Below are 24887 nucleotides of genomic sequence, written 5' to 3'. Positions count from 1 at the left end.
CGTCGGGTGACCAGTTCAGCATCAGAGCGCCCCGAGTCTCCCGCCGACAACCTGCCCAAGAGCTGGGATCCCAGCGCGGTAGAGGCGGATCTGTACCAGGGCTGGGTGGATGCCGGCTACTTCGCGGCCGACCCGACCAGTGGGAAGCCGCCGTACTCGATCGTGCTGCCGCCGCCCAATGTCACCGGCAGCCTGCACATGGGCCACGCGCTGGACCACACACTGATGGACGCGCTGAGCCGTCGCAAGCGAATGCTGGGCTTCGAGGTGCTGTGGCTGCCGGGCATGGACCACGCGGGCATCGCGACGCAGACCGTCGTCGAGAAGCAACTGGCCGCCGACGGCAAGACCAAGGAAGACTTCGGCCGCGAACTCTTCGTCGACAAGGTGTGGGACTGGAAGCGTGAGTCCGGCGGCACCATCGGCGGGCAGATGCGCCGAATCGGCGACGGCGTCGACTGGAGTCGCGAACGCTTCACGATGGACGATGGGTTGTCGCGCGCGGTCCAGACGATCTTCAAGCGCATGTACGACGACGGTCTCATCTACCGCGCCGAGCGTCTCGTCAACTGGTCTCCAGTGCTGCAGACGGCGATCTCCGATATCGAGGTCAAGTTCGAGGACGTCGAAGGCGAGCTGGTCTCGCTGCGGTACGGCTCGCTGAACGACGACGAGCCCCACGTGATCGTCGCGACCACCCGTGTCGAGACGATGCTGGGTGACACCGCCGTCGCCGTCCATCCGGACGACGAGCGCTACCAGCACCTCATCGGCACCACGCTCGAGCACCCGTTCACCGGTCGGCAGATCCCGATCATCGCCGACGACTACGTCGATCCCGAATTCGGTACCGGCGCAGTCAAGATCACGCCTGCGCACGACCCCAACGACTTCGAGATGGGTCTGCGACACGACCTGCCGATGCCGACCATCATGGACAAGGCGGGCCGAATCGCCGACACCGGAACGGAATTCGACGGTCTCGACCGCTTCGAGGCTCGTGTCAAGGTTCGCGAGGCGCTCGCCGCGCAGGGACGCGTCGTCGCGGAGAAGCGGCCGTATCTGCACAGCGTCGGTCACTCCGAACGCAGTGGCGAATCGATCGAACCGCGGCTGTCGCTGCAGTGGTGGGTCAAGGTCGACGGACTGGCCAAGGCTGCCGGTGACGCAGTGCGCAACGGGGACACCGTGATTCACCCGGCAAGCCAGGAGCCTCGCTGGTTCGCGTGGATCGACAACATGCACGACTGGTGCATCTCGCGCCAGCTGTGGTGGGGTCACCGCATCCCGATCTGGTACGGCCCGAACGGTGAGACCGTCTGCCTCGGCCCCGACGAGACGGCCCCCGAGGGGTGGGAGCAGGATCCCGACGTTCTCGACACCTGGTTCTCGTCCGGCCTGTGGCCGTTCTCGACGATGGGCTGGCCCGATGCGACCGACGACCTCGCGACGTTCTACCCGACGTCGGTGCTGGTCACCGGCTACGACATCCTGTTCTTCTGGGTCGCGCGCATGATGATGTTCGGCACCTACGTGTCGCAGGACGCGTCGGTGACCGCAGGTCCGAACGGCGGCACGGTGCCGTTCCAGGACATCTTCCTGCACGGCCTCGTGCGAGATCAGTTCGGCAAGAAGATGTCCAAGTCCCGTGGCAACGGTATCGATCCGCTCGACTGGGTCGATCGCTTCGGCGCAGACGCGCTGCGGTTCACCCTCGCTCGCGGCGCCAATCCCGGCGCGGACCTGTCGGTCGGCGAGGATCACGCGCAGTCCTCGCGCAACTTCGCGAACAAACTGTTCAACGCGACCAAGTTCGCATTGATGAACGGTGCTGCGCCCGCGGCACTTCCGGACCGCTCCGAGCTCACCGATGCCGACCGCTGGATCCTCGACCGGCTCGAACAGGTTCGTGCCGAGGTCGACGCAGCGTTCGAGCGCTACGAGTTCAGCAAGGCGTGCGAGGCGCTCTATCACTTCGCGTGGGACGAGGTCTGCGACTGGTACCTCGAGATCGCCAAGGTCCAGTTCGGCGACGACAGCCACGGCGAACACACCCGCGCAGTGCTCGGCAACGTCCTCGACGCGCTGCTGCGTCTGCTGCACCCGGTGATCCCGTTCGTCACGGAGACGCTGTGGAAGGTGCTGACCGGCGGCGAGTCCGTCGTCGTCGCGTCGTGGCCGGAGGCCACCGGCGTCGCCGTGGACGAGATTGCGGCACAGCGCATCTCGGACATGCAGAAGCTCATCACCGAAGTGCGACGGTTCCGCAGCGACCAGGGGTTGAAGCCGTCGCAGAAGGTTGCCGCGAAACTCGTCGGCATCGACGAGGCTGACCTGATCGATCAGGTGGCGGCCACCCGTGCACAAGCGAAACTCACCGAGCCGGACGCGGAGTCCACCGCCACGGCATCGGTCGAGGTGCGCCTGTCGAAGGCGACGGTCGTCGTCGAACTCGACACGTCGGGCACCGTCGACCTCGTCGCCGAGCGTGCTCGGTTGGTCAAGGATCTGGCGGCCGCGGAGAAGGAACTGGCCCAGACGACGGCCAAACTCGGAAACGAGGCCTTCCTGGCCAAGGCGCCCGACGCCGTCGTCGACAAGATTCGTACGCGTCAGCAGATCGCCACCGAGGAGATCGCACGAATCAACACCCGCCTCGAAGCGATGGGAAGCTAAGTGAGCGAATCCGGCTCGCCGCGAGACGATTCCAGGCGAGGGGAGCCCAGCCCGGTCGACATGGCCGAGCTGGCCCTCGTGGAGGCCGAGCTCGACAAGCGGTGGCCCGAGACGAAGATCGAGCCCAGCACCGCTCGCATCGCGGCGTTGATGGATCTTCTCGGCTCGCCGCAGAAGGCGTACCCGTCGATCCACGTCGCCGGAACCAACGGCAAGACGTCGGTGACTCGCATGATCGACGCGTTGCTGACGCACTTTCACCGTCGCACCGGCCGGACCACGAGCCCGCACCTGCAGCTCGCGACGGAGCGGATCAGCATCGACGGCAAGCCGATCTCGCCGCGGCTGTACGTCGACACGTACAACGAGATCGCGCCGTTCGTCGAGATGATCGACACCCAGTCCCAGGCTGCGGGCGGGCCACGGATGAGCAAGTTCGAGGTGACGACGGCCATGGCGTTCGCGGCGTTCGCCGAAGCCCCCGTCGAGGTCGGTGTGATCGAGGTCGGACTCGGAGGTCGGTGGGACGCGACCAACGTCGTCGACGGAGAGATCGCCGTCATCACGCCCATCGATATCGATCACGTCGAATTTTTGGGCAGCGATCTCGCCGGAATCGCGCGAGAGAAGGCCGGGATCATCAAGAAGGCTCCCGAGCGGCTGGTACCACGCGACACCGTCGCGGTCATCGCCGAGCAGAAGCCGGAGGTGGCCGACGTGCTGTTACGTGCTGCCGTCGAGGCCGACGCGGCTGTGGCGAGGGCAGGGAGCGAGTTCCGTGTGCTCGGCCGACGTATCGCGATCGGCGGTCAGCAGCTCGAACTGCAGGGGCTCGGCGGGGTCTACACCGACGTATTCCTCCCGCTGCACGGCGAGCATCAGGCGCACAACGCGTCGCTCGCGCTCGCCGCGGTCGAGGCGTTCTTCGGGGCCGGTGCGGATCGTCAACTCGACGAGGACATCGTCCGCGCTGCGTTCGCGTCGATCGTCAATCCCGGCCGGCTGGAACGAGTCAGGAACGCGCCGACGGTCTTTCTCGACGCCGCACACAACCCGCACGGGGCACGCGCCCTCGTGCAGGCGCTGTCCGCGGAATTCGACTTCCGCAAGTTGGTCGGCGTCGTCAGCGTGATGGGGGACAAGGACGTCGAGCAGATGCTGACGGTGCTCGAGCCCGTCTTCGACGAGATCGTCGTGACCCACAACGGATCCCCGCGGGCGATGGACGTCGACGACCTCGCGAACATCGCCGTCGCGAAATTCGGTGACGAGCGCGTCGTCGTCGCGCCCACGCTGCCCGACGCGTTGGAGACCGCGATCGGTCTCGCCGAGGAGGTGGCCGACCCGGGTGAATCCGTGTCCGGTGCCGGTGTGGTGGTGACCGGCTCGGTCGTGACCGCGGGGGCGGCCAGGACATTGTTCGGAAAGGAACCGATATGAGCGACGGCACGGAACCTGCACAGTTCAAGCCGCCGGCGAACGACCCGTGGAAGGGATTCCGCGGTGTGTGCTCGGGCACGCTGATCCTCGAAGCCATCGTCGTGCTGCTGGCGCTGCCCGTCGTCGCGACGGTCGGCGGCGGGCTGAGCTGGTTCTCGACGACGTACATAGTCGGGGTCGCGATTCTGTTGATGCTTGCGCCAGGAGTGCAGGGGCGTCCGCAGGCGATGCAGATCAACCTGATCCTTCAGGCGCTCGTCCTGGCCGGGGTGTTCATCCACCTGTCGATCGGCATCGTCGGTGTCGTCTTCGGTGCGGTCTGGGCTTACCTGATCTACCTCCGCCGCGACATCACCCGTCGGATCGAACGCGGCATGCTCTACGGACAGAGGGACTGACCGAATCGGCCACGCTTTCGTCCACTACTGTCGTCAGTCGTGACCGAACGCACCCTTGTACTGATCAAGCCCGACGGAGTCGCCCGCCGCTACGTAGGGGAAATTCTCGGCCGCGTGGAGAAGAAGGGACTGAGCATCGCAGCACTCGAGCTCAAGCCTGTGACGCTGGAGCTGGCCAGTGCCCACTATGCCGAGCACGAGGGCAAGCCGTTCTTCCCGGCGCTCCTCGACTTCATCACATCCGGACCGGTCGTCGCGGCTGTGCTCGAAGGTCCGCGGGCCATCGCTGCGTTCCGCCAGATCGCAGGCGGTACCGATCCGGTCGAGAAGGCGGTTCCCGGAACCATTCGTGGCGACCTCGCTCTCGACGGCCAGCAGAATCTCGTGCACGGATCCGACTCGGTGGAGTCGGCCGAACGCGAGATCGCGCTGTGGTTCCCCGAGCTTCCCTGACCGAGTCGCACCGACGATCGAGTCGTCGTACCAGCGCGCCCGCCACGCCGCCGATCCAGTGATCGGAGCGGCGTGGCGGGTTCACTTCGTTCGGTATGGGATACTCGTGATGGTTGCTTTCACAACACAGGCTTCACGAAGACACATCTACACCGCACCAACACGCTTTACGCTCGACCCAGGGCGGCACGGCAGTGGACGACACTGCAGTGGCGCTCGCGTGGTAGCAACCGGATGACACCTGGGGTTCGATGCCCGTCATCGCTGCGCGACGCGTGAATTCTTCTCACGCCGACCGCATGCTTGATGATCCGGCGCTCGGGCTCGCAGGCGCCAGAGCCAACCAGCCAGGCCCCGCGCCCGGCGCACCGGTCACCGACGGTGACAGCGCACCAGACGCGGAGCGAGACCGAACAACCGACGCCACGCCCGGCGTCGGTACACATGGATTGCCCCCGCGTGGCCGCGTCACACCCACCAGTAACGCAGGTGGACGCGCCCGGGGGCCCGAGGAGATTACGTGGCCGATCAAGCCCCGCCCGAAGATGTACAGAACTCGAACTCGGGAAGTTCAGCAGGTGACGCGTCGTCGTCGGCCGGCGAAACCCCGACCTTCCCGGATCGGCTGCGCGTTCACGCTCTGGCCAAGATCATCGGCGTCACCAGCAAGCAGGTGCTCGCGAAGCTGGGCGAACTCGGTATCGAGGCCCGTAGCGCGCAGTCGAGTCTCGGCCGCGATGCAGCGACGACGGTGCACACCGCGTTCACGGCACCGGAAGTTGCACCTGTGGAGCAGGCTGCCGCAGAACCCATCGCAGCGGAACCCAGCGTCACCGAACCGCTGACCGGTGAACCCGCCCCCGTCGAGGTGGAACCGGTCGTCGAGGAGCCGCAGCTCGGCACCGAGCCTGCAACCACCGAGCCCGCTACCGACGAGCCCGCTACCGACGAGCCTGCAACCACCGAGCCCGCAGCCGACGAGCCTGCGGCCGAGGAGTCTGCGGGCGACGTCTTCGGTGCCGCGACGCGGCCCGAGGTTGCGCCCGCGTCACGTCCGCAGTTCTCGACCCCGCTGTTCCTGCAGCCCGAGGCGCCCGTCGAGGCGCCGCCGAAGCGCCGTCGCAGCCGTAAGGCGGCCGGACCCGCCGAGGACTCGACGTCGACGCCGGAGACCGACATCCCCGAGACCGCCGAGGCGACGACCCGGGTCGAGGACCCCTCTGTTCCCGCCGAGGCCGACGCTGCAGCCGACACGGACACCGAGTCTTCTCGAACCGACACCGACACCGACCGCAGCGAGGACGACGACGAGCAGTCGCAGCCGCGTCGCAGGCGGCGCGGACGTCGCGGTCGCGGCCGTGGCCGCGGGGAACAGTCCGACAGCACGGGTGACGAGTCGGATTCGCAATCCGACGACGAGTCGGGGTCCGGCACCGACAGCAGCGCGGAAGACAAGTCCGCCGACGATCGGTCGGACGTCGACGAGGCCGCGTCGGACGAGACCGAGGGCGAGGACAAGCAGGCAGGAGAGCGTCGCACGCGTCGTCGTCGCTCGCGTTCGGGAGACAAGAGCGAGACGTCCGAGCAGGACGAGTCGACCGAGTCCGACGACACGGACGAGGAGTCGGACTCCGCGGAGGAGTCGTCGGAGCACGACGAGGACGAGTCCTCGGACGGATCGAGCCGTCGCCGTCGCCGGAGGCGTCGTCGCCGCAGTTCCGGGGAGTCGTCCGAGCCGACGTCGGCCGACGACGATCCGCCGAACACCGTCGTGCACGAGCGTGAGCCGCGCAACAAGTCGCGCAGCAAGGACGAAGTCCAGGGCATCACCGGGTCGACGCGTCTCGAAGCCAAGCGTCAGCGTCGTCGCGACGGTCGCGACGCGGGTCGCCGCAGGCCGCCGATCCTGACGGAGTCGGAGTTCCTCGCTCGTCGTGAGTCGGTCGACCGCGTCATGGTCGTTCGGGAGAAGGCGTTCCCCGACCACGGCGTCACCACCCAGGTCGCGGTGCTCGAGGACGGCGTCCTCGTGGAGCACTTCGTGACCAGCAGCGCGTCGGCCTCGATGGTCGGCAACGTCTACCTGGGCCGCGTTCAGAACGTGCTTCCGAGCATGGAGGCCGCGTTCATCGACATCGGCCGTGGCCGCAACGGTGTTCTGTACGCCGGTGAGGTCAACTGGGATGCAGCAGGTCTCGGTGGCAATTCGCGCAAGATCGAACAGGCGCTGAAGCCGGGCGATCAGGTGCTCGTCCAGGTCAGCAAGGACCCGGTCGGACACAAGGGTGCGCGTCTGACGACGCAGTTGTCGTTGGCCGGCCGCTACCTGGTGTACGTGCCGGGTGGCAGTTCCACCGGAATCAGCCGCAAGCTGCCCGACACCGAGCGCAAGCGTCTCAAGGAGATTCTCCGCGAGATCGTGCCGCCCGAGGCAGGCGTCATCATCCGTACTGCCGCCGAGGGCGTCAGCGAAGAAGAACTGGCACGCGACGTGACGCGTCTACAGGCCCAGTGGACCAGCATCGAAGAGGCGTCTAAGAAGGCCGAGTCGAGCAAGGGGACGCAGCCGCAGACTCTCTACGAAGAGCCCGATCTGCTCGTCAAGGTCATCCGTGACCTGTTCAACGAGGATTTCGTCAAGCTCGTCATCGAGGGTGACAAGGCGTGGCAGACGACGTCGTCGTACATCGAGACCGTGGCCGCCGACATGTTGCCGAAGCTTCAGCGGCACGTCGCCGAACCCGGTCAGCCGGACGTGTTCGAGGCACACCGCATCGACGAACAGCTTGCCAAGGCACTCGATCGCAAGGTGTGGCTGCCGTCGGGCGGAACGCTCGTCATCGACCGCACCGAGGCGATGACCGTCGTCGACGTCAACACCGGCAAGTTCACCGGTGCCGGGGGCAACCTCGAAGAGACGGTGACCAGGAACAACCTGGAGGCTGCCGAAGAGGTCGTCCGCCAGATGCGTCTGCGCGACATCGGCGGCATGATCGTCGTCGACTTCATCGACATGGTTCTCGAATCGAACCGTGATCTCGTGCTCCGGCGTCTCACCGAGGCACTCGGACGCGACCGGACACGGCATCAGGTGTCCGAGGTGACGTCGCTCGGCCTCGTTCAGATGACGCGCAAGAAGCTCGGTACGGGCCTGGTCGAGGCATTCTCGACGACGTGTGAGCACTGCCAGGGACGCGGCATCGTCGTGCACCCGTTCCCGGTCGAGGCCAAGGCCACCGAGAACGACTCGCGTTCGAACTCGTCGCGTGGCGAAGGCGGCTCCGGCCGTAAGCGTCGTGGTCGGGACAAGTCCGACAACAACCAGGCGCAGAACGCGCCTGAGCAGCCCCAGCATGAGCACACCGTCGACCCGTCGGTGAAGCGTGCGCACCCGGTCGCGTTGGCCATGGCCGCGCATCACGACGAGGTCGTCGCCGACGTGACGCCTGCCGACGTGGTCGAAAAGGCACAGGACGCGTCGGACGCCGCGCCCGAGATCATCGACGCGACCGATGTCGCTGCGGTGCAGGGAGAGTCGGTCGAGACGACTCCCGCCGAGGTCGAGGTCACGGGGAAGTCCGAGGCAGCCGAGAAGCCCGAGGTCACGGAAAAGTCCGAGGTAGCCGAGCAGCCCGAGATCACGGAGACGGGCGACGGCGTCGCGGAGACCGGATCGGACGGACAGGCAGCAGCCGAGGAGTCGGCCGTCGCGCAGCCCGTGGTCGAGGAACCTGTCGAAGAACAGGCGATCGTCACGCCGCGCCGGGCCAGGAGAGTGGCCCGTAAGGCGGCTGCGCCGACGACAGAGGCACCCGACGCCGGAACCGTGTTCGTGATTCCCGCCACGCAGTCCCCGACGGACCTGGCGGCTCCCGAATCGGTGCACACGACATCGGGTCCGAGCACGGCGTCGAACTCGGATTCGGCTGCCGACCTGCCCGTACGGAAGCCTCGTCGACGAGCAGCAGCTCGCCCGGCAGGCCCGCCGGCCGACGAATAACGATGAGCCGTCGAGGTCGGCGGATGGGCGGTTTGACCATGACTGCCCATCTGCCGTAACCTTGATAAGTCGCTCCTGGTGACACTGTTCTGCTGTGCCTTGATCCCGGTTCTTTCGGAACGGGAATGGCCTGTGCGGGTAACCCAGGAAGCAGAAAAAACAAGCAAGACCCAGACCAGTCGTGTTGCCCTGCGGTAGCGCGAGCAAGTTCGAAGAAGCAAGGGGTAGCCCTCCGATGGCAACGTATGCGATCGTCAAGACCGGCGGAAAGCAGTACAAGGTCGCTGTTGGTGACCTCGTCAAGGTCGAGAAGATCGAGGGAGCGCCCGGCACTGCTGTCTCGCTTGCTCCGGTCCTCGTCGTCGACGGATCCGACCTGACCACCGACGCCGACAAGCTGGCCGAGATCTCGGTCACCGGTGAGGTCGTCGAGCACACCAAGGGCCCGAAGATCCGCATCCACAAGTTCAAGAACAAGACCGGTTACCACAAGCGTCAGGGACACAGGCAGAAGCTGACCGTCCTCAAGGTCACCGGCATCAAGTAGCCAGTTCTTCCGCGCTGGCATACTTGACAGTCGGCGTTCTTCACGAGCACATCACCCGAGGAGGGTATGCAACATGGCACATAAGAAGGGTGCATCCAGCTCCCGTAACGGTCGCGATTCGAATGCTCAGCGCCTCGGCGTCAAGCGTTTCGGTGGCCAGACGGTCAGCGCAGGCGAGATCCTGGTTCGTCAGCGCGGCACACACTTCCACCCCGGCGTCAACGTCGGCCGTGGCGGCGACGACACGCTGTTCGCTCTGGCTGCAGGCTCGGTCGAGTTCGGCGCCAAGCGTGGACGCAAGACCGTGAACATCGTTCCGGTTGCAGTCGAGGCCTGAGTCTCCGCTGCATCATCTGCGTCGGTAGCGCCCCTCGGGGCCGATCCGACGCGCCCAGCACTTCGATAAGGGCGGACCAGGGTCGAAAGAACCCGGTCCGCCCTTATCGTGTTTGTGGGCATCGAAAATTTCGGCCGACGAGGCCGGGGAAGGATCGAGGGCAGTCATGTCGCGATTCATCGACCGCGTGGTGCTCCACGTCACCGCCGGCAAAGGCGGCAACGGCTGTGCGTCCGTCCACCGTGAGAAGTTCAAGCCGCTCGGCGGCCCCGACGGCGGCAACGGCGGACGCGGCGGCAACGTCGTGTTCGTGGTCGATCGCGGTGTGCACACGCTGCTCGACTTCCATTTCCATTCGCATGCCAAAGCCACCAACGGAACCCAGGGCATGGGTGCCAACCGGCAGGGTTCCGACGGCGAAGACCTGATTCTGAAGGTGCCGGACGGCACCGTCGTCCTAGATCGCGACGGCAAGATCCTCGCCGACATGGTCGGAGAAGGAACGCGTTTCGACGCGGCCAGCGGCGGTCGCGGAGGTCTCGGCAACGCGGCTCTGGCGTCGAAGGCCCGCAAAGCACCTGGCTTCGCGCTCCTCGGTGAAGAGGGTGTCGAACGCGATCTCGTTCTCGAACTGAAGTCGGTCGCCGACGTCGGCCTCGTCGGATTCCCGTCGGCCGGTAAGTCGTCGCTCGTGTCGGTGCTGTCGGCGGCGAAGCCGAAGATCGCGGACTACCCGTTCACGACGCTCGTTCCGAACTTGGGCGTGGTCTCCAGTGGTGAGACGACCTTCACCGTCGCCGACGTTCCCGGTCTGATTCCCGGCGCCAGCGACGGTCGCGGCCTCGGTCTCGAATTTCTGCGGCACCTCGAGCGGTGTGCCGTGCTCGCCCACGTCGTCGATTGCGCGACACTCGATCCCGGCCGTGACCCGATCTCCGACGTCGACGCCCTCGAAGCCGAACTCGCGGCGTACAAGCCTGCGCTGTCCGGCGACGCGAGTCTGGGTGATCTCGCGGACAGGCCGCGCATCGTCGTGCTCAACAAGGCCGACGTGCCCGAGGCTGCCGAACTCGCCGAGATGGTCACGCCCGAGTTCGAAGCCCGCGGTTGGCCCGTGTTCACCATCTCGGCCGTCAGCCGAGAAGGTTTGAAGCCGTTGATCTTCGCGCTCGCGAAGATGGTGGAGGAGTACCGCGTCGCGCACCCGCCTGCTGCACCGAGGCGCGCCGTCATCCGGCCTGTCGCGCGGGACGAAGAAGGCTTCCAGGTGGTCAAGGATCCCGACGTGCCCGGTGGCTTCATCGTGCTCGGTACGCGTCCCGAGCGATGGGTCGCACAGACGCAGTTCAGCAACGACGAAGCCGTCGGCTACCTCGCGGACCGGCTCGCCAGGCTCGGTGTCGAGGACACGCTCATCAAGATGGGTGCCGAACCGGGAGCGTCGGTCACCATCGCCGACGTCAGCTTCGACTGGGAACCGCAGACCCCGGCAGGCGTCGACGTCACGAGAACCGGACGAGGCACGGATGCGCGTCTGGACCAGGTCGAACGCATCGGCGCCGACGAGCGCAAGCACGCACGTCGAGTCCGTCGCGGTCTCGACACCGACGAGTGAGGGCCTGTGACGGCTGAATCCGATTCCGAAGTGCTCACCTCGACCACGAGGGCACGCGTCGCGGACGCCAAGAGAATCGTCGTCAAGATCGGTTCGTCGGCACTGACGTCGCTCGTCGGTGGGTTGGACACGGGTCGACTGGATCGCCTTGCCGACGCCGTCGAAGCGCGCATGCGGGGCGGCACGGATGTCGTCGTCGTGTCGTCCGGTGCTATCGGTGCGGGCATCGCGCCACTCGGATTGACCAAGCGCCCACAGGATCTCGCGACGAAGCAGGCAGCGGCGAGCGTCGGACAGCTTGCTCTCGCGCATGCGTGGGGCACGTCGTTCGCCCGATACGGACGCACCGTCGGACAGGTGCTGCTGACCGCCGAGGACATCGCGCGGCGGACCAATCACCGTAACGCGCAACGCACGCTGGATCGACTGCGTTCGCTGGGTGCGGTGGCGATCGTCAACGAGAACGACACGGTCGCGACGGCCGAGATTCGCTTCGGTGACAACGACCGGCTCGCTGCGCTGGTTGCGCATCTCGTGGGAGCCGACGCTCTCGTTCTGCTGTCCGACGTTTCGGGTCTGTACGACGGCGACCCACGCAAAGGGCACGCGACGCTCATCCCCGAGGTCGACAGTCCCGAAGACCTCGACGGCGTCGTCGCCGGATCCGGCGGTGCACTGGGGACCGGCGGAATGGCGTCGAAACTGTCCGCAGCGCGCCTCGCCGCCGACGCAGGCGTTCCCGTGTTGCTCGCGGCAGCGTCGGACGCCGAGGCAGCGCTGACCGACGCCAGTGTCGGAACGGCATTCGCGGCACGCCCGACGCGTCTGTCGGCGCGCCGGTTCTGGGTGCGACATGCCGCCGACGTCTCCGGTGACATCCATCTGGATGCCGGGGCGGTGCGCGCCGTCGTCGAGAAGCGTCGATCGTTGCTGTCGGCGGGCATCACCGGCCTGTCGGGTCAGTTCTATGGTGGCGACGTCGTGTCGCTGCGTGGTCCCGACGGGCAACTCGTCGCCCGCGGGGTCGTGGCATTCGACGCGTCGGAGTTGACCGGGATGCTCGGCAAGTCGACGAGCGAGCTGTCGCCGGAGCTGCATCGTCCCGTCGTACATGCCGACGATCTGGTTCCTGCCTGAACCGGACAAAGCGGTCCGCCGTCGCGGGCTGCTACGGCGACGGGAGCGCCTCGAGAAGCGCGGTAACCGTCTCGGAGGTCCCCGCATGCGAGGTGACGGTCGCGAACTCGTCGCCTCGTGTCGGCCCTCGGTTGACGATCACGATGGGAATTCCGGCCTTGGCGGCACGACGGACGAACCTGAGTCCCGACATGACCGTCAACGACGATCCGAGGACGAGGACCGCGTCGCTGCGATCGACCAGGTCGAAGGCCTCGGCCACCCTCGGCTTGGGCACGCTCTCGCCGAAGTAGACGATGTCGGGCTTGAGGACCCCGCCGCAGTACGCGCAGTCGACCATGCGGAAATGGGCCGTGCTGGTGAGGACGGCATCCGCGTCCGGGGCTATCTCGACGCCTTCCGCAGGCGCCACGCTCTCCAAGAATCCGGGGTTCAGCTCGTCGAGTCGCTGCGCGAGTGTGAATCGTGAGATGAGCCGTCCGCAGCTCAGGCACCGGACACGTGCGTAGACACCGTGGAGGTCGATGACGTGTCGGCTTCCCGCCTTGGTGTGCAGCATGTCGACGTTCTGCGTGATGACCCCCGACACCACGCCGCGACGCTCCAGCGCGGCGAGACTGCGGTGTCCGAGGTTCGGGCGTGCTGCGTCCATGTGACGCCAACCGACGTGGTTACGTGCCCAGTAGTGCCGGCGGAACTCGTCGTCGCCGATGAACTGCTGATACGTCATCGGATTCCGTGGAGGTGAGTCCGGTCCTCGGTAGTCGGGGATTCCCGAGTCGGTCGACATACCGGCGCCGGTGACGACGGCGACGGACTTGCCGGACAGTACCTCGACGATCGCGTCGAAGTCCGTCCCGGCGACGATGCTGTGAGTTCCAGGGGCCGACACCCCATCCAGGGTAGCGCCCGGCAGCCGCGCACCTGGTCGAGGCGCCGATACGCCGACGCCCCGTGCGACCGGCTCACGCGGTCGGACGGGGCGTCGGAGATGTCTCGGGGAAAGAATACCGCTGTCTTATGCAGGGACCTCGACGAGCGGGTACACGCCGTTCTCGTCGTGCGTCTCGTTGCCGACGACGGGCGGGTTGAACACGCACATCATGCGCATCTGGGTCCGCGGCTCCACCGTGTGGCGCTCGTGGCCGTTGAGCAGGTACATCGAACCCGGGCCCAGCTCGTACGTCTCACCGGTTTCACGGTCGGTCAGAGTGCCCTCACCTTCGATGAGCCAGACGGCCTCGACATGGTTGGCGTAGTGAAAGTTGTTCACCGTCCCGGCCTTGATGGTGGTCTCGTGGAACGAGAATCCCACCTTGTCGCCGCCGAGGATGATGCGCTTGCTGACCCACTGGCCGTCTTCACTCTTGATTTCGCGATCGGTGCCGGTGATGTCCTGGGTAGTACGAACGATCATGGATGATCTCCCTTCGGTCGAGTGAGTGCGTTACGCGGAAAGTGGCTCAGGAGCACACTTTTGCGGTCGCGCTTTCGATGATGTCGAGTCCGCGATCCAGTTCTTCGAGGGTCGTGGTCAGCGGCGGAAGCAGCTTGACGACCTCGTCGGACGGACCTGCGGTCTCGACGAGAAGTCCCTCGTCGTAGCAGAGCTGGGCGACCTTGGTGGCCTGCTCCGGCTCCTCGAATGCGAGTGCCTGCACCATTCCGCGGCCACGAGTGGACACGCAGCTGAACTTCGCGCACAGCTTGATGAAGCGATCCTGGATGTGAGCGCCCTTGGCGAGAATTTCCTTCTCGAACGTGTCGTCGGACCAGTACGTCTCGATGGCGACCTTCGACGTGACGAACGAAGGATTGAATCCTCGGAACGTTCCGTTGTGCTCACCCGGCGCCCACACGTCGAGCTCCGGCTTGAACAGCGTGAGCGCCATCGGCATTCCGTATCCACCGACCGACTTCGACAGCGTGACGATGTCAGGAACGATGCCTGCTTCCTCGAACGAGAAGAACTGACCGGTGCGGCCACAACCCATCTGCACGTCGTCGACGATCAGCAGGATGTCGCGACGCGAGCACAGTTCGGCCAAGGCGCGCAACCACTCCGGACGGGCAACGTTGATGCCGCCCTCGCCCTGGATGGTCTCGACGATGACTGCGGCCGGGCGGTTGATTCCACTGCCCGAGTCGTCGAGCACGCGCTCGAACCACTGGAAGTCCTCGGTGACGCCGCCGAAGTAGTTGTCGTACGGCATGGGAGTCGTGTGCACCAGCGGAATTCCGGCGCCGGCTCGCTTCATCGAATTGCCGGTGACCGACAGCGCGCCGAGTGTCATGCCGTGGAAAGCGTTGGTGAAGTTGATGATTGCTTCACGTCCGGTGACCTTGCGGGCGAGCTTGAGGGCTGCCTCGACCGTGTTGGCGCCTGTGGGACCGGGAAATTGCACCTTGTAGTCGAGGCCGCGCGGATCGAGGATGTTCTTCTTGAACGACTCGAGGAACTCACGCTTCGCGACGGTGGACATGTCGAGACCGTGGGTGATGCCGTCGCTCTGGATGTAGTCGACGAGTGCACCCTTGAGGATGTCGTTGTTGTGACCGTAGTTCAAAGCGCCTGCGCCGCCGAAGAAGTCGAGGTACTCACGGCCGTTCTCGTCCACGAGAGTCGAGTTCTTCGCAGTCTTGAACACAGCAGGCCACTGACGGCTGTAGCTCCGAACTCCGGACTCGACGGTCTCGAAGACGTCGGGCTTCTCGGTGATGGTCGACTCGGTCATGTTCTGCTTGTTCCTTTCGTGTGTGCGCACGGTGGCGGGGCCTACGGTGTAGAGCTCCTCCGCCTCGTGGCTATCAGGGAAATCTTTCGGCGCGAACAGGTCTGATTTGGTGATGTCCGTGCCCCGTGTTCGAGCAAGGGCGGTGAACAACGCGATCGACGCCTCGTTGTCGGGGCTGATCGTCGTTTCGAGATGGGTGATGCCCTGCGGCGCAAGCCGATCGAGAAGTTCGTTCAGCATGCGGCCGGCAAGTCCCTTGCCCCGTTGATCCGCATCGACTGCCACCTGCCACACGAAAAACGTTGTGGGGGAGTCCTGTCGGATGTAACCGGTGACGAACCCTACGGCGCGACCATCGACGTCGGAAACGACGGATGTCGCAGCGAAATCTCTGCACCACAATACATATGCGTAGCTCGAATTGAGGTCGAGTACGCGCGAATCTCTCGCGATTTCCCAGAGCCGGACTCCGTCGGAAACCTGTGGACTACGAAACGTCACTGCGTCCGGCGCAGTGATTGGGGTCGCTCTCAGCTGTGCGGGCTTCATAGGAAATACCAACGTAACAAGGTGACCATGGCATTTCATGTACCCCCGGAAATTGGTTCGATAAACCTTGTCGCTTTCCCAGGTAAGAGGGTGAATGTGAGGCTGGTCACATTCGTGGGATTCGAGGTAACGCCCGCGCGAGACAGCGACGATGCTTCGAGTCAAAAAACGTCGATGCACAGGGTGGACTTATCGTCTTCTGTGATCGACCCAGAGTTGTCTCGGAGGCGGAGCCCGGGCTACTTGGGAGTCGCAAGAGCGAACGGTAGGACAGCCGCTGCTCCGGCCTGGCGGAGCGCGACCGACGCGCACGTGAAGGTCCAGCCGCTGTCGGTCAGCAGGTCCAGCAGCAGAACCGGGCCATCGGTGCTGGTCAGGTCCGGTACGTCCCAGGAATCGATCAGCCCGGCGACGCGGAATGCCGAATTGGCGGCCGACACGGGTGGGTGGTCCGGCCGAGGGGCGAGGATGCCCAGGTCGTCGAGCCTACCGATACGTGCGAGCTCGCTCGACACGGATCGAACGAGCTGTGGGTGTGTGTCGGACTCGAGCGCGATGACGGAGGTGGGCCTGGTCTCCCAATCCCAGTTCGCGAGGACGCTGATACAGCCGTCGAGCAATGCCGCAGGCGCGGGACCGTCGGGGCCGTCGAGCAGCTGACGCAGCCTGGCGCCCCAGCCCAGGTCGGTGAGCCTACCCAGGATTCGGCCGGGTCGCGGGCCGTCGGCAATCTTGCCGGACAGTGACACGCCGAGCTTCTTCATACCGCTCGGCCATTGCTTCCGCGGCGGTAGATCCACGCCCGGTCGGTCCAGGCGGGCCCTGGTCGATTCGAGTGCGGCTTCCTCGACCTGCACCGAGTAAGACTGCCCTGTGCAATTGTCACAGCGGCCACAAGGATCGGCGCCCTCCGCGAGTTCCGGGTCGTCGAGCTGTCGTCGTAGGAATTCCATGCGGCACCCGTCGGTGCGCTGGTAGTCGATCATCGCCTGCTGCTCGGAGTCTCTTGCCTGCTCCAGCCGTTCGTAGCGCGACGCGTCGTACACCCACGGTTGTCCGGTGGCGATCCAGCCGCCCCGTACGCGCTGGACGGCGCCGTCGACGTCGAGCACCTTCAGTACCATCTCGAGACGGCTCCGGTTCAGGTCGACGAGCGGCTCGAGCGCCGGAGTCGACTGCGGCTTCACCTCGTCGAGCACCTCGATCACCTGCCGCACGACGTGCTCCCGGGGGAACGCGACCGACGCGAAGTAACTCCAGATCTGCCGGTCCTCGTGCCCGGGGAGCAGGATGACCTCGGCGCGCTCGGTGGCACGCCCGGCACGGCCCACCTGCTGGTAGTAGGAGATGGGCGACGACGGCGCGCCCATGTGGACCACGAAGCCCAGATCCGGTTTGTCGAAGCCCATGCCGAGCGCAGACGTCGCGATCAACGCCTTGACCTCGTTGTTCAGCAGGTCCGCCTCGAGCGATTCGCGTTCGGTCGGATCGGTCTGGCCCGTGTACGCAGCGACAGCCAGACCCTGGTCGGACAGCAGGCTCGCGAGATCGTGGGCGGCGGACACGGTCAGCGTGTACACGATGCCGGACCCGGGGAGTTCGGCCAAACGGGATGCGAGCCACGCGGCGCGTTCGGTGGTGTTCTCGATCTGCACCACCGACAGGTGCAGCGATTCGCGCTCGAGCCCACCGCGGAGAACGACGGTGTCGCTGCCGCCGACGCCGAGCTGTGCCGCGACGTCGGCGACGACGCGGTCGTTTGCCGTCGCAGTGGTGGCGAGCACCGGAATGCCGTCGCGCAATTCGGAGATGAGGGTACGAATGCGTCGATAGTCGGGACGGAAGTCGTGACCCCAATCGGACACACAGTGCGCTTCGTCGACGACGACGAGACCTGCGTCCGCGGCGAGCGACGGCAGCACCTGGTCCCGGAAGTCCGGATTGTTGAGCCGCTCGGGGCTGACGAGCAGGACGTCGAGACGGCCGGCCGCCACGTCTGCGTGCACGTCCTCCCACTCGGTCATGTTGCCCGAGTTGATCGTGGCCGCGCGCACCCCTGCACGTTCGGCCGAGGCGACCTGGTTGCGCATCAACGCCAGCAGAGGAGAGACGATGACGGTCGGGCCGAGGCCCTGCTCGCGCAGCAGCTTGGCGGCGATGAAGTAGACCGCCGACTTTCCCCACCCGGTGCGCTGCACCACCAGAGCGCGCCGTCGGCCCACGACCAGTGCCTCGATGGCGGTCCACTGATCCTCGCGCAGCCGGGCGCCGGGCCCGGCCAACTCGCCGAGGAGACGTTCGGCGTCGTCGCGAAGATCGGTCGTGGGTGCTTCCGATGTGGTCATGGCCCCATGGTGCCGCACGCGTCCGACAGAGTCCGGTGCGGAGCCGGGGCTAGGCTCCTGCCGGAGGAGGTGGCATGTCGACACAGGGAGACGACCCGGCGGAGTCCTCGCACGGTGACCCACACGACGAGTTACCGACGGATCCGGACGTCGTCACCGCGACGGCGGCCTCGCTCCGACCTCTGCACCGGCAACCGCTGGCGTTGCTGTTGGTGTTCGCCGGCGGTGTGGTCGGCACCCTGGCTCGTCACGCGATCGAGACGGCGATTCCGCACCGGACGCCGGACTGGCCTGTCGCGACGTTCGCGATCAACGTCGTCGGGGCGTTCGTGCTCGGCTCGTTGCTGGAGGCGTTGGCCCGGCGGGGGCCTGACACCGGTGTGCGGCAACGACTTCGGCTGTTCGCCGGCACGGGATTCTGTGGTGCCTTCACCACGTACAGCACACTCGCGCTCGAAGCCGTGATCTCGACGCGCGACGGTCACGCGGTGACGGCAGTGCTGTACGGCGTCGTCAGCGTCGTGCTCGGTGCTCTCGCGGCGTGGGCGGGCATCGCGGTCGCGTCGCATCGGAACAGGGGAACACAGTGATCGTCCTCGCTCTCGCGATCGCCGGGGCGCTCGGTGCCGTCGCCCGATTCGCGCTCGACTCCGTCGTCAGGACGAAGCTGCGCGGCGCTTTTCCGTGGGCGACGGTGGCCATCAACATCTCCGGATCGCTGCTGCTCGGATTCATCGCCGGACTGGTCCTGTTCGACGGCGCATCGAGCGATCTGCAGACCGTCGTCGGCACCGGCTTCTGTGGCGGCTACACGACCTTCAGTACTGCCAGTGTCGAGACCGTGCGGCTGATGCAGCAGGGCCGACGTCTGTCGGCGCTGGCCAACGCGGTCGCGACGCTGGTCCTGTCGGTCGGCGCCTGCGCGGTCGGAGTGGCCATCGCAGCGTGACTCAGCTGCCTGCCGCAATGTCGAGGAAATCCCGTCGTGGCCCACGCAGTGGTTCCTGTCGGTTCCAGATCGCGCGGAGCTGACGCGGCATGCTGAGGCCGTCGACGACGACGCGGATCAGTCGACCGTCCCGAATATCGGTGTCGACCGCGAGTGACGACAGAACGCCGGGCGCGTGCGCCGTTGCCACCGCCGACTTGATGGCGGTCACCGAGTTCAGCTCGAGCAGCGGCTGCGCCGACGGGTGCACGGTGTTCTCGTAGGTCGTTCGCGTTCCGGAACCAGGCTCGCGCTGAACCAGCGGTGTCGCGGCCAACTCGTCGACGGTGACCGATCCGCGACGCGCCCACGAATGGCCGGCCCCGGTGACGACGACCAGTTCGTCGGCCGCCACCACGCGCACGCCGAGCCCGGACGGGACATCGGGGCCCTCGACGAATCCCAGATCCGCACGCCCGTCGAGGACGTGCTGCGCCACCTCGGTCGAGTTCATCAGCCGCACCTGGGTGGTGACGTCGGGGTAGCGCGAGCGCATCATGACGACCCATCCCGGCACCAGATGCTCGGCGACCGTCATGCTCGCCGCCACCGTCAGGTGTGCCCGGTCTTCCTGCAGCAGGGACTGAACGCCCGTCGCGAACGTGTCGGCCGCGGTCAGGACGCTCTCGGCCCACTCCAACACGGCAACGCCTTCGGGAGTGAGTTCCACTCCGCTCGTCGTGCGATGGAAGACGCGCAACCCGATATCGCGTTCGGCTGCACGGATTCTCGCACTGACCGCCTGCTGACTCATGCCGTGTTCACGCCCTGCGGCGCTCATGCTGCCCAGCCGAGCGACCGACACCATCACGTCGAGCGCCGTGAGATCCGGGACGCGTGGGGAGAGTGTCATGCGAGTACGGACTCGATCTGGGCCCGTGTGCCCGACGACGCTCCCGCGCCGCGTCGGGTCGCCGCGAATGCGCCCGCTGCACAAGCCCATCGGACCGCGGCCTCCGGACCCTTCGGCCATTCGGCCACCAGCGCACCGGTGAACGCGTCGCCTGCGCCGGTGGTGTCGATCGCGTCGACGACGGGTGCGGGGACGGCGAATTCGCCTGCAGGCCCGGAGTAGCGTGCGCCGGATGCGCCGAGGGTCGTCACGACATGCGTGACGCGTTCCAGCAGGTCGGAGCCGAGTGCCGCGGCCTCGGCCTCGTTGAGGACCAAAACGTCGACCGCATCGAGAAGCTCGTCCGGCGCGGCGTGCACGGGAGAGGGATTCAGTACGACGAGAGTCCCGTTCCGTCGCGCGTGTTGTGCTGCCGCTGTGACCGTGGACAGCGGAATCTCGAACTGGCACAACAGAACATCGGATTCGGCGATGGCGTCGAGTTCCTCGCCGGTCGGATCGGTGACGAGCGCGTTGGCCCCGGGAACGACAACGATCGAGTTCTCGCCCTTCGTGTCGACCGTGATGACGGCGATGCCGCTCGGCCCGTCGGTGCGGCGCAGCAGGGACGCGTCGACGGATGCATCGCGCAGCCGCGCGGCGAGGTCGGTCGCGAACGCGTCGTCGCCGACCGCTCCGAGGAATGTGGTCTCGGAGCCGGAGCGGGCCGCAGCGATCGCTTGATTCGCGCCCTTGCCGCCCTGCGCGGTCGCGAACGCGTCGCCGAGAACCGTCTCGCCCGGAGCGGGGAGGTGGTCGGTAACCGCAGTCAGGTCCATGTTGATGCTGCCCAGAACGGTCACTCGCGTCGCGTGCATGGGATGACACTATGCGGCCGGGGTGAGGGTGCGGGGGAGGGGTGAGACGGACCGAGGGCGTCCCGTGCTTACTCAGAGTGACCGAATGCGTCATTCGGTCCGGTGGGCGCCGAACGCCCGAACACCAGCGAGGGCGTCCCTCGCTTACTCCGAGTGACCGAACGTGACATTCGGTCCGGAAATGGGGCGGGTGGGGGCGCCCAAAAGTCAGTTGCAGATTGTTGACAATCGGCAATACTGCGCCCACGATGGAGCGCATGACAGCGTCGACCACTCACCTCAGTCCAGCCCTGAAGCAGGCGACCCCTGTCGTCGTGGACCATGCGATCGGCAGTTGGATTCACGGGACGGACGGGAACCGGTACCTCGACTTCACGACGGGGATCGGCGTCACCAGCACCGGGCATTGCCATCCAAGGGTCGTCGAGGCCGCGCGCGAGCAGGTCGGCAAAATCATCCATGCGCAATACACGACCGTCATGCACAAGCCCCTCCTCGAGCTGACCGAGAAGCTCGGCGATGTCCTGCCGGCCGGTCTGGACAGCGTGTTCTACGCGAACTCCGGGTCGGAGGCAGTCGAGGCGTCGATTCGTCTGGCGCGCATGGCAACCGGGCGTCCGAACATCATCGCCTTCCACGGCGGATTCCACGGCCGGACCGTCGCGGCTGCGTCGCTCACCACCGCGGGCACGAAATTTCGGTCCGGCTTCTCGCCGATCATGGGCGGCGTCCACATCGCACCGTTCCCGTACGCGTTTCGTTACGGCTGGGACGTCGACACCGCAGTGGCCTTCGCGCTGAAGGAGCTCGACTACCTGCTCGCCACCGTCTCGAGTCCCGCCGACACCGCGGCGTTCATCATCGAACCGGTCCTCGGCGACGGCGGTTACATCCAGACCCCGCCCGCGTTCCTCGAAGGACTGCGCGAACGCGCGGACAGGCACGGCATCGTGTTCGTCGTCGACGAGGTGCAGGCAGGCGTCGGACGCACCGGCAAGTTCTGGGGTCACGAGCATTCGGCAGCGAAGCCCGACATCGTGATCACGGCCAAGGGGCTCGCGTCGGGCTTCCCGATCTCGGCGATCGCGGCGTCCACCGAGCTGATGTCGAAGGCATGGCCGGGTTCGCAGGGCGGGACATACGGCGGCAACGCGGTCGCCGCGGCCGCGGCCATCGCAACGCTCGACGTCGTCCGCGACGAGGGTCTCGTCGAGAACGCGGCCAAGCAGGGCGCTGCGCTGCTCGACGGTCTCCGGGGTCTGAAAGAGCAGTACTCGGCGATCGGTGATGCACGTGGCGTCGGTCTGATGCTCGCGCTCGAATTCGTCGACGACGCAGGTGCACCCGACGCGGCCGCCGCGACCCGTGTGCAGCAGACCGCGATCTCCGAAGGCCTGTTGCTGCTCACGTGTGGAGGGATGGGCAACGTCGTCCGTGTAATTCCTGCGTTGGTGGTGACCGACGACGAGATCGCCGAGGGCGTCGACGCGCTCGCCCGGACCTTGAAGCGTGCGCTGTGACCGAATCAGCGATGATCGCCGCCCACTACGGAAAGGAGCGGCTCCGGTGACCGCGACAACTACTCGACCCCACATCGATACTCCGACAGGACTTTTCATCGCCGGTGCGTGGCGCGATACGGAGGCGACATTCAACGTCGTCGACCCTGCCACCGGTGAGGTGATCGCCGCCGTCGCCGATGGAACGGTCGCCGATGCAGAAGCTGCGATGACTGCCGCCGCCGATGCGCAGGAGGCCTGGGCTGCGACGGCTCCTCGCGAACGCAGCAACATCCTGCGTCGGGCATTCGAGCTGATCGTCGAGCGCACGGAGCAACTGGCCGCCGTGATCACCGCCGAAATGGGCAAACCGCTGGCCGACGCCCGCGGCGAAGTCGCCTACGGCGCGGAATTCTTTCGATGGTTCTCCGAGGAGGCGGTACGCATCTCGGGTGATCACACGTCGACCGGCGACGGCAAGAACCGCATCATCGTCACGCGTGCGCCCGTCGGGCCGTGCATTCTGGTGACGCCGTGGAACTTTCCGCTGGCCATGGGTACCCGCAAGATCGGGCCTGCGCTGGCTGCGGGATGCACCGTCGTGTTCAAGCCCGCCGAGCAGACTCCGTTGACCGCGCTGGCGCTCGCGGACATCCTTCACGAGGCGGGCGTGCCCGACGGTGTCGTCAACGTCGTTCCGACGACGAACGCGTCGGACGTCGTCGGCTCGTGGATGTCGAGCGGCCTCGCGCGCAAGATCAGCTTCACCGGCTCGACCGAGGTCGGCAAGATCTTGCTGGCGCAGGCTGCACCGACCGTCATGCGGGCGTCGATGGAGCTCGGTGGCAACGCACCGTTCATCGTGGCCGAGGGCGCCGACATCGATCGAGCGGTCGACGGGGCGATGGTCGCCAAGATGCGCAACATGGGGGAGGCGTGCACCGCCGCCAATCGATTCTTCGTCCACCGCAGCGTCGCAAAGGAATTCGCCGACAAGCTCGGCGCGCGCATGGGGTCGCTGACGGTCGGTGCCGGCGCCCGGGACGGTGTCGAGGTGGGTCCGCTGATCGACCAGGACGGACGCGCCAAGGTGCAACGCCTCGTCGACGACGCACTGTCGCGGGGGGCTCGTGCGGTGGTCGGCGGGATCCAGGACGACGGACCCGGCTACTTCTATCCGCCCACCGTGCTCGACGACGTCGACGCGTCCTCCGATCTCATGTCGACCGAGATCTTCGGCCCCGTCGCCGCGGTCGTACCGTTCGACACCGAGGACGAAGTGATCGCGCTCGCGAACGACACCGAGTGGGGACTGGTCGGGTACGTGTTCACGCAGGACATCGACCGCGCGCTGCGCATGGGGGAGCGGCTCGAGGTCGGCATGGTCGGACTCAACACAGGATTGGTGTCCAATCCGGCGGCGCCGTTCGGAGGCGTCAAGCAATCCGGGCTCGGTCGTGAGGGTGGCAAGGTTGGCATAGACGAGTTCTTGGAATACAAATACTTTGCGATCCCGAGGTCTTGACAGGAGGCATGACGATGACCGGTTCGAGGCGGCTGACGCCGATCGATGCGCGGAACACCTCGATGGTGATCGCGGATCAGATCCGCGATCGCATCATCGACGGCTCCTACGCACCAGGGGAGCAGATCAACGAGGCGAATGTCGCTGCAGAGCTTCAGATTTCACGTGGCCCGGTACGCGAGGCGTTGCAGCGTCTCAATCAGGAAGGTCTGCTCGTCAGCTACCGGAACCGCGGTGTCTTCGTCGTCGAACTCAGTGTCGACGACGTCGCCGAGATCTACGGGGCGCGCGCCGCGATCGAGGTGGGTGCCGCGTGGACGCTCGTGAACGGAGATCTCGCGGTCCTGAAGTCCACTGCGGTGGAATTGTCGGACATCGTCGGTCAGATGCAGCCGTTCATCGATCGTGCCGACTGGCTCGGGCTCGCCGAGCGTGACCTGGCCTTCCACACCGCGTTGGTGGCGGCGACGTCGAACAGCAGGATGTCTCGGATGTACGCGACGCTTGCGGCCGAAGCGCGAATCTGCATGGCCAACTTGGAAACTGCGTACTACCGGCCGGAAGCGCTCGTCGAGGAACATCAATTGCTCGTCGACCTGTTGCTCGGCTCGGATTGGGCGGCGCTCGAAGCGGGCCTGCACGAGCACATGGACACGGCCGTCCACGATCTGACGACGGCGATGGCGGCGGAGTCGGCCCCCGCCGAGCACGTACCACTCCTGGCCTCGTCCTGAGCGGTCCGGGCTGCCGTCGGCTGTCCGCAACGCAGAAGTAACACGACATCCCTTGCAGTGGCTGGGTTTCAGCACCTAGCCTGATTGTCAACAATCTGCAAAACGCGTACAGGCTGGTCCCTGCCGTCCGCGACATCTCGAAAGGGGGTACCAGTGAACGAGAACGAACATCCCGTCGTCGCGCTCACCAGCGCAGTCG

At 66.2% G+C, this 24887-nt stretch carries 20 protein-coding genes; 14 read left to right on the top strand and 6 right to left on the bottom strand.

What is annotated here, in order from left to right:
* The first annotated feature begins 6 nt into the window (after window positions 1-6).
* The 9 genes from HQ354_RS01890 to proB all read left to right on the top strand — a co-directional run bounded on the left by HQ354_RS01890 (window position 7) and on the right by proB (window position 12603).
* Window positions 7-2676: a valine--tRNA ligase gene (locus tag HQ354_RS01890; RefSeq protein ID WP_222634059.1), complete on the top strand. Its 2670-nt coding sequence runs from the start codon at window positions 7-9 to the stop codon at window positions 2674-2676.
* 60 nt (window positions 2677-2736) lie between these two features.
* On the top strand, window positions 2737-4116 hold the full coding sequence (locus HQ354_RS01885) for a folylpolyglutamate synthase/dihydrofolate synthase family protein (RefSeq protein WP_167678496.1): 1380 nt from the start codon (window positions 2737-2739) through the stop codon (window positions 4114-4116).
* Window positions 4113-4514, top strand: a complete 402-nt coding sequence (locus HQ354_RS01880) for a DUF4233 domain-containing protein (RefSeq protein WP_114332703.1) — start codon at window positions 4113-4115, stop codon at window positions 4512-4514. Before HQ354_RS01885 ends, HQ354_RS01880 begins: the two co-directional genes overlap by 4 nt.
* A 39-nt stretch (window positions 4515-4553) precedes the next feature.
* Window positions 4554-4967, top strand: a complete 414-nt coding sequence (gene ndk / locus HQ354_RS01875) for a nucleoside-diphosphate kinase (protein ID WP_167678484.1) — start codon at window positions 4554-4556, stop codon at window positions 4965-4967.
* A gap of 520 nt (window positions 4968-5487) precedes the next feature.
* Window positions 5488-8967 carry a translation initiation factor IF-2 N-terminal domain-containing protein gene (locus HQ354_RS01870; protein WP_222634057.1) on the top strand — a complete coding sequence of 1160 codons (3480 nt, stop codon included), beginning with the start codon at window positions 5488-5490 and terminating at the stop codon, window positions 8965-8967.
* Between the two features lie 235 nt (window positions 8968-9202).
* Window positions 9203-9514 (top strand): 50S ribosomal protein L21, encoded by a 312-nt coding sequence (gene rplU / locus HQ354_RS01865; protein WP_068423745.1) that lies wholly within the window; start codon window positions 9203-9205, stop codon window positions 9512-9514.
* A gap of 73 nt (window positions 9515-9587) precedes the next feature.
* Window positions 9588-9851: a 50S ribosomal protein L27 gene (rpmA, locus tag HQ354_RS01860; RefSeq protein ID WP_068423743.1), complete on the top strand. Its 264-nt coding sequence runs from the start codon at window positions 9588-9590 to the stop codon at window positions 9849-9851.
* Window positions 9852-10017: 166 nt separating this feature from the next.
* The gene (gene obgE / locus HQ354_RS01855) at window positions 10018-11466 is read left to right on the top strand and encodes a GTPase ObgE (protein ID WP_068423849.1); all 1449 of its coding nucleotides are present in this window, start codon (window positions 10018-10020) and stop codon (window positions 11464-11466) included.
* Window positions 11467-11472: 6 nt separating this feature from the next.
* Window positions 11473-12603: a glutamate 5-kinase gene (gene proB / locus HQ354_RS01850; RefSeq protein WP_068423741.1), complete on the top strand. Its 1131-nt coding sequence runs from the start codon at window positions 11473-11475 to the stop codon at window positions 12601-12603.
* 31 nt (window positions 12604-12634) lie between these two features.
* On the opposite strand, the gene HQ354_RS01845 is transcribed toward proB, so the two are convergent.
* The 4 genes from HQ354_RS01845 to HQ354_RS01830 form a co-directional block, all read right to left on the bottom strand.
* A complete protein-coding gene (locus tag HQ354_RS01845; RefSeq protein ID WP_068423848.1) occupies window positions 12635-13471 on the bottom strand; it encodes a Sir2 family NAD-dependent protein deacetylase in 837 nt (278 codons plus the stop codon).
* A 150-nt stretch (window positions 13472-13621) separates the two neighbouring features.
* Window positions 13622-14020, bottom strand: a complete 399-nt coding sequence (locus HQ354_RS01840) for an ectoine synthase (protein WP_068423739.1) — start codon at window positions 14018-14020, stop codon at window positions 13622-13624.
* 46 nt (window positions 14021-14066) lie between these two features.
* Window positions 14067-15887, bottom strand: coding sequence for a diaminobutyrate--2-oxoglutarate transaminase (gene ectB, locus HQ354_RS01835; protein WP_222634056.1), 1821 nt, complete (start codon window positions 15885-15887; stop codon window positions 14067-14069).
* A gap of 239 nt (window positions 15888-16126) precedes the next feature.
* Window positions 16127-18232: an ATP-dependent DNA helicase RecQ gene (locus HQ354_RS01830; RefSeq protein WP_222634055.1), complete on the bottom strand. Its 2106-nt coding sequence runs from the start codon at window positions 18230-18232 to the stop codon at window positions 16127-16129.
* Between the two features lie 74 nt (window positions 18233-18306).
* Here HQ354_RS01830 and HQ354_RS01825 point away from each other — a divergent pair, with 74 nt between their 5' ends.
* A complete protein-coding gene (locus HQ354_RS01825; RefSeq protein WP_222634054.1) occupies window positions 18307-18822 on the top strand; it encodes a CrcB family protein in 516 nt (171 codons plus the stop codon).
* Complete coding sequence (gene crcB / locus HQ354_RS01820) at window positions 18819-19181, top strand: fluoride efflux transporter CrcB (protein WP_222634053.1); 363 nt, start codon at window positions 18819-18821, stop codon at window positions 19179-19181. Before HQ354_RS01825 ends, crcB begins: the two co-directional genes overlap by 4 nt.
* A 1-nt stretch (window position 19182) precedes the next feature.
* Here crcB and HQ354_RS01815 read toward each other — a convergent pair whose 3' ends face one another.
* Both HQ354_RS01815 and HQ354_RS01810 read right to left on the bottom strand, forming a co-directional pair.
* Entirely contained in the window at window positions 19183-20073 is an 891-nt protein-coding gene (locus HQ354_RS01815) for a LysR family transcriptional regulator (protein WP_222634052.1), read from the bottom strand.
* Window positions 20070-20930 (bottom strand): ribokinase, encoded by an 861-nt coding sequence (locus HQ354_RS01810; RefSeq protein WP_222634051.1) that lies wholly within the window; start codon window positions 20928-20930, stop codon window positions 20070-20072. The genes HQ354_RS01815 and HQ354_RS01810 overlap by 4 nt, the downstream gene beginning before the upstream one ends.
* 257 nt (window positions 20931-21187) lie before the next feature.
* Between HQ354_RS01810 and HQ354_RS01805 the strand changes: the two genes are divergently transcribed.
* From HQ354_RS01805 to HQ354_RS01795, 3 genes are read left to right on the top strand one after another with little or no spacing between them, the layout of a single operon-like run.
* Window positions 21188-22450 (top strand): aspartate aminotransferase family protein, encoded by a 1263-nt coding sequence (locus HQ354_RS01805; RefSeq protein ID WP_222634050.1) that lies wholly within the window; start codon window positions 21188-21190, stop codon window positions 22448-22450.
* A 46-nt stretch (window positions 22451-22496) separates the two neighbouring features.
* On the top strand, window positions 22497-23954 hold the full coding sequence (locus HQ354_RS01800; protein WP_222634049.1) for an NAD-dependent succinate-semialdehyde dehydrogenase: 1458 nt from the start codon (window positions 22497-22499) through the stop codon (window positions 23952-23954).
* A gap of 14 nt (window positions 23955-23968) precedes the next feature.
* Complete coding sequence (locus tag HQ354_RS01795) at window positions 23969-24688, top strand: GntR family transcriptional regulator (RefSeq protein ID WP_261768602.1); 720 nt, start codon at window positions 23969-23971, stop codon at window positions 24686-24688.
* Window positions 24689-24887 lie beyond the last annotated feature (199 nt).

The organism is Rhodococcus sp. BP-261 (assembly GCF_019835205.1).
Lineage (GTDB): Bacteria > Actinomycetota > Actinomycetes > Mycobacteriales > Mycobacteriaceae > Rhodococcoides > Rhodococcoides kyotonensis_B.
Note: the sequence above shows the minus strand (reverse complement) of the source record. Positions and strands in the feature narration are given on the sequence as shown.

Bases quoted from the DNA above. Each gene is read 5' to 3' on its own strand.
- HQ354_RS01815 (WP_222634052.1), bottom strand. From the start codon at position 20,073: ATGACACTCTCCCCACGCGTCCCGGATCTCACGGCGCTCGACGTGATG.
- rpmA (WP_068423743.1), top strand. From the start codon at position 9,588: ATGGCACATAAGAAGGGTGCATCCAGCTCCCGTAACGGTCGCGATTCG.
- HQ354_RS01805 (WP_222634050.1), top strand. From the start codon at position 21,188: ATGACAGCGTCGACCACTCACCTCAGTCCAGCCCTGAAGCAGGCGACC.
- obgE (WP_068423849.1), top strand. From the start codon at position 10,018: ATGTCGCGATTCATCGACCGCGTGGTGCTCCACGTCACCGCCGGCAAA.
- HQ354_RS01840 (WP_068423739.1), bottom strand. From the start codon at position 14,020: ATGATCGTTCGTACTACCCAGGACATCACCGGCACCGATCGCGAAATC.
- HQ354_RS01885 (WP_167678496.1), top strand. From the start codon at position 2,737: ATGGCCGAGCTGGCCCTCGTGGAGGCCGAGCTCGACAAGCGGTGGCCC.
- rplU (WP_068423745.1), top strand. From the start codon at position 9,203: ATGGCAACGTATGCGATCGTCAAGACCGGCGGAAAGCAGTACAAGGTC.
- HQ354_RS01825 (WP_222634054.1), top strand. From the start codon at position 18,307: ATGTCGACACAGGGAGACGACCCGGCGGAGTCCTCGCACGGTGACCCA.
- HQ354_RS01810 (WP_222634051.1), bottom strand. From the start codon at position 20,930: ATGCACGCGACGCGAGTGACCGTTCTGGGCAGCATCAACATGGACCTG.
- HQ354_RS01880 (WP_114332703.1), top strand. From the start codon at position 4,113: ATGAGCGACGGCACGGAACCTGCACAGTTCAAGCCGCCGGCGAACGAC.
- HQ354_RS01830 (WP_222634055.1), bottom strand. From the start codon at position 18,232: ATGACCACATCGGAAGCACCCACGACCGATCTTCGCGACGACGCCGAA.
- HQ354_RS01795 (WP_261768602.1), top strand. From the start codon at position 23,969: ATGACCGGTTCGAGGCGGCTGACGCCGATCGATGCGCGGAACACCTCG.
- ectB (WP_222634056.1), bottom strand. From the start codon at position 15,887: ATGAAGCCCGCACAGCTGAGAGCGACCCCAATCACTGCGCCGGACGCA.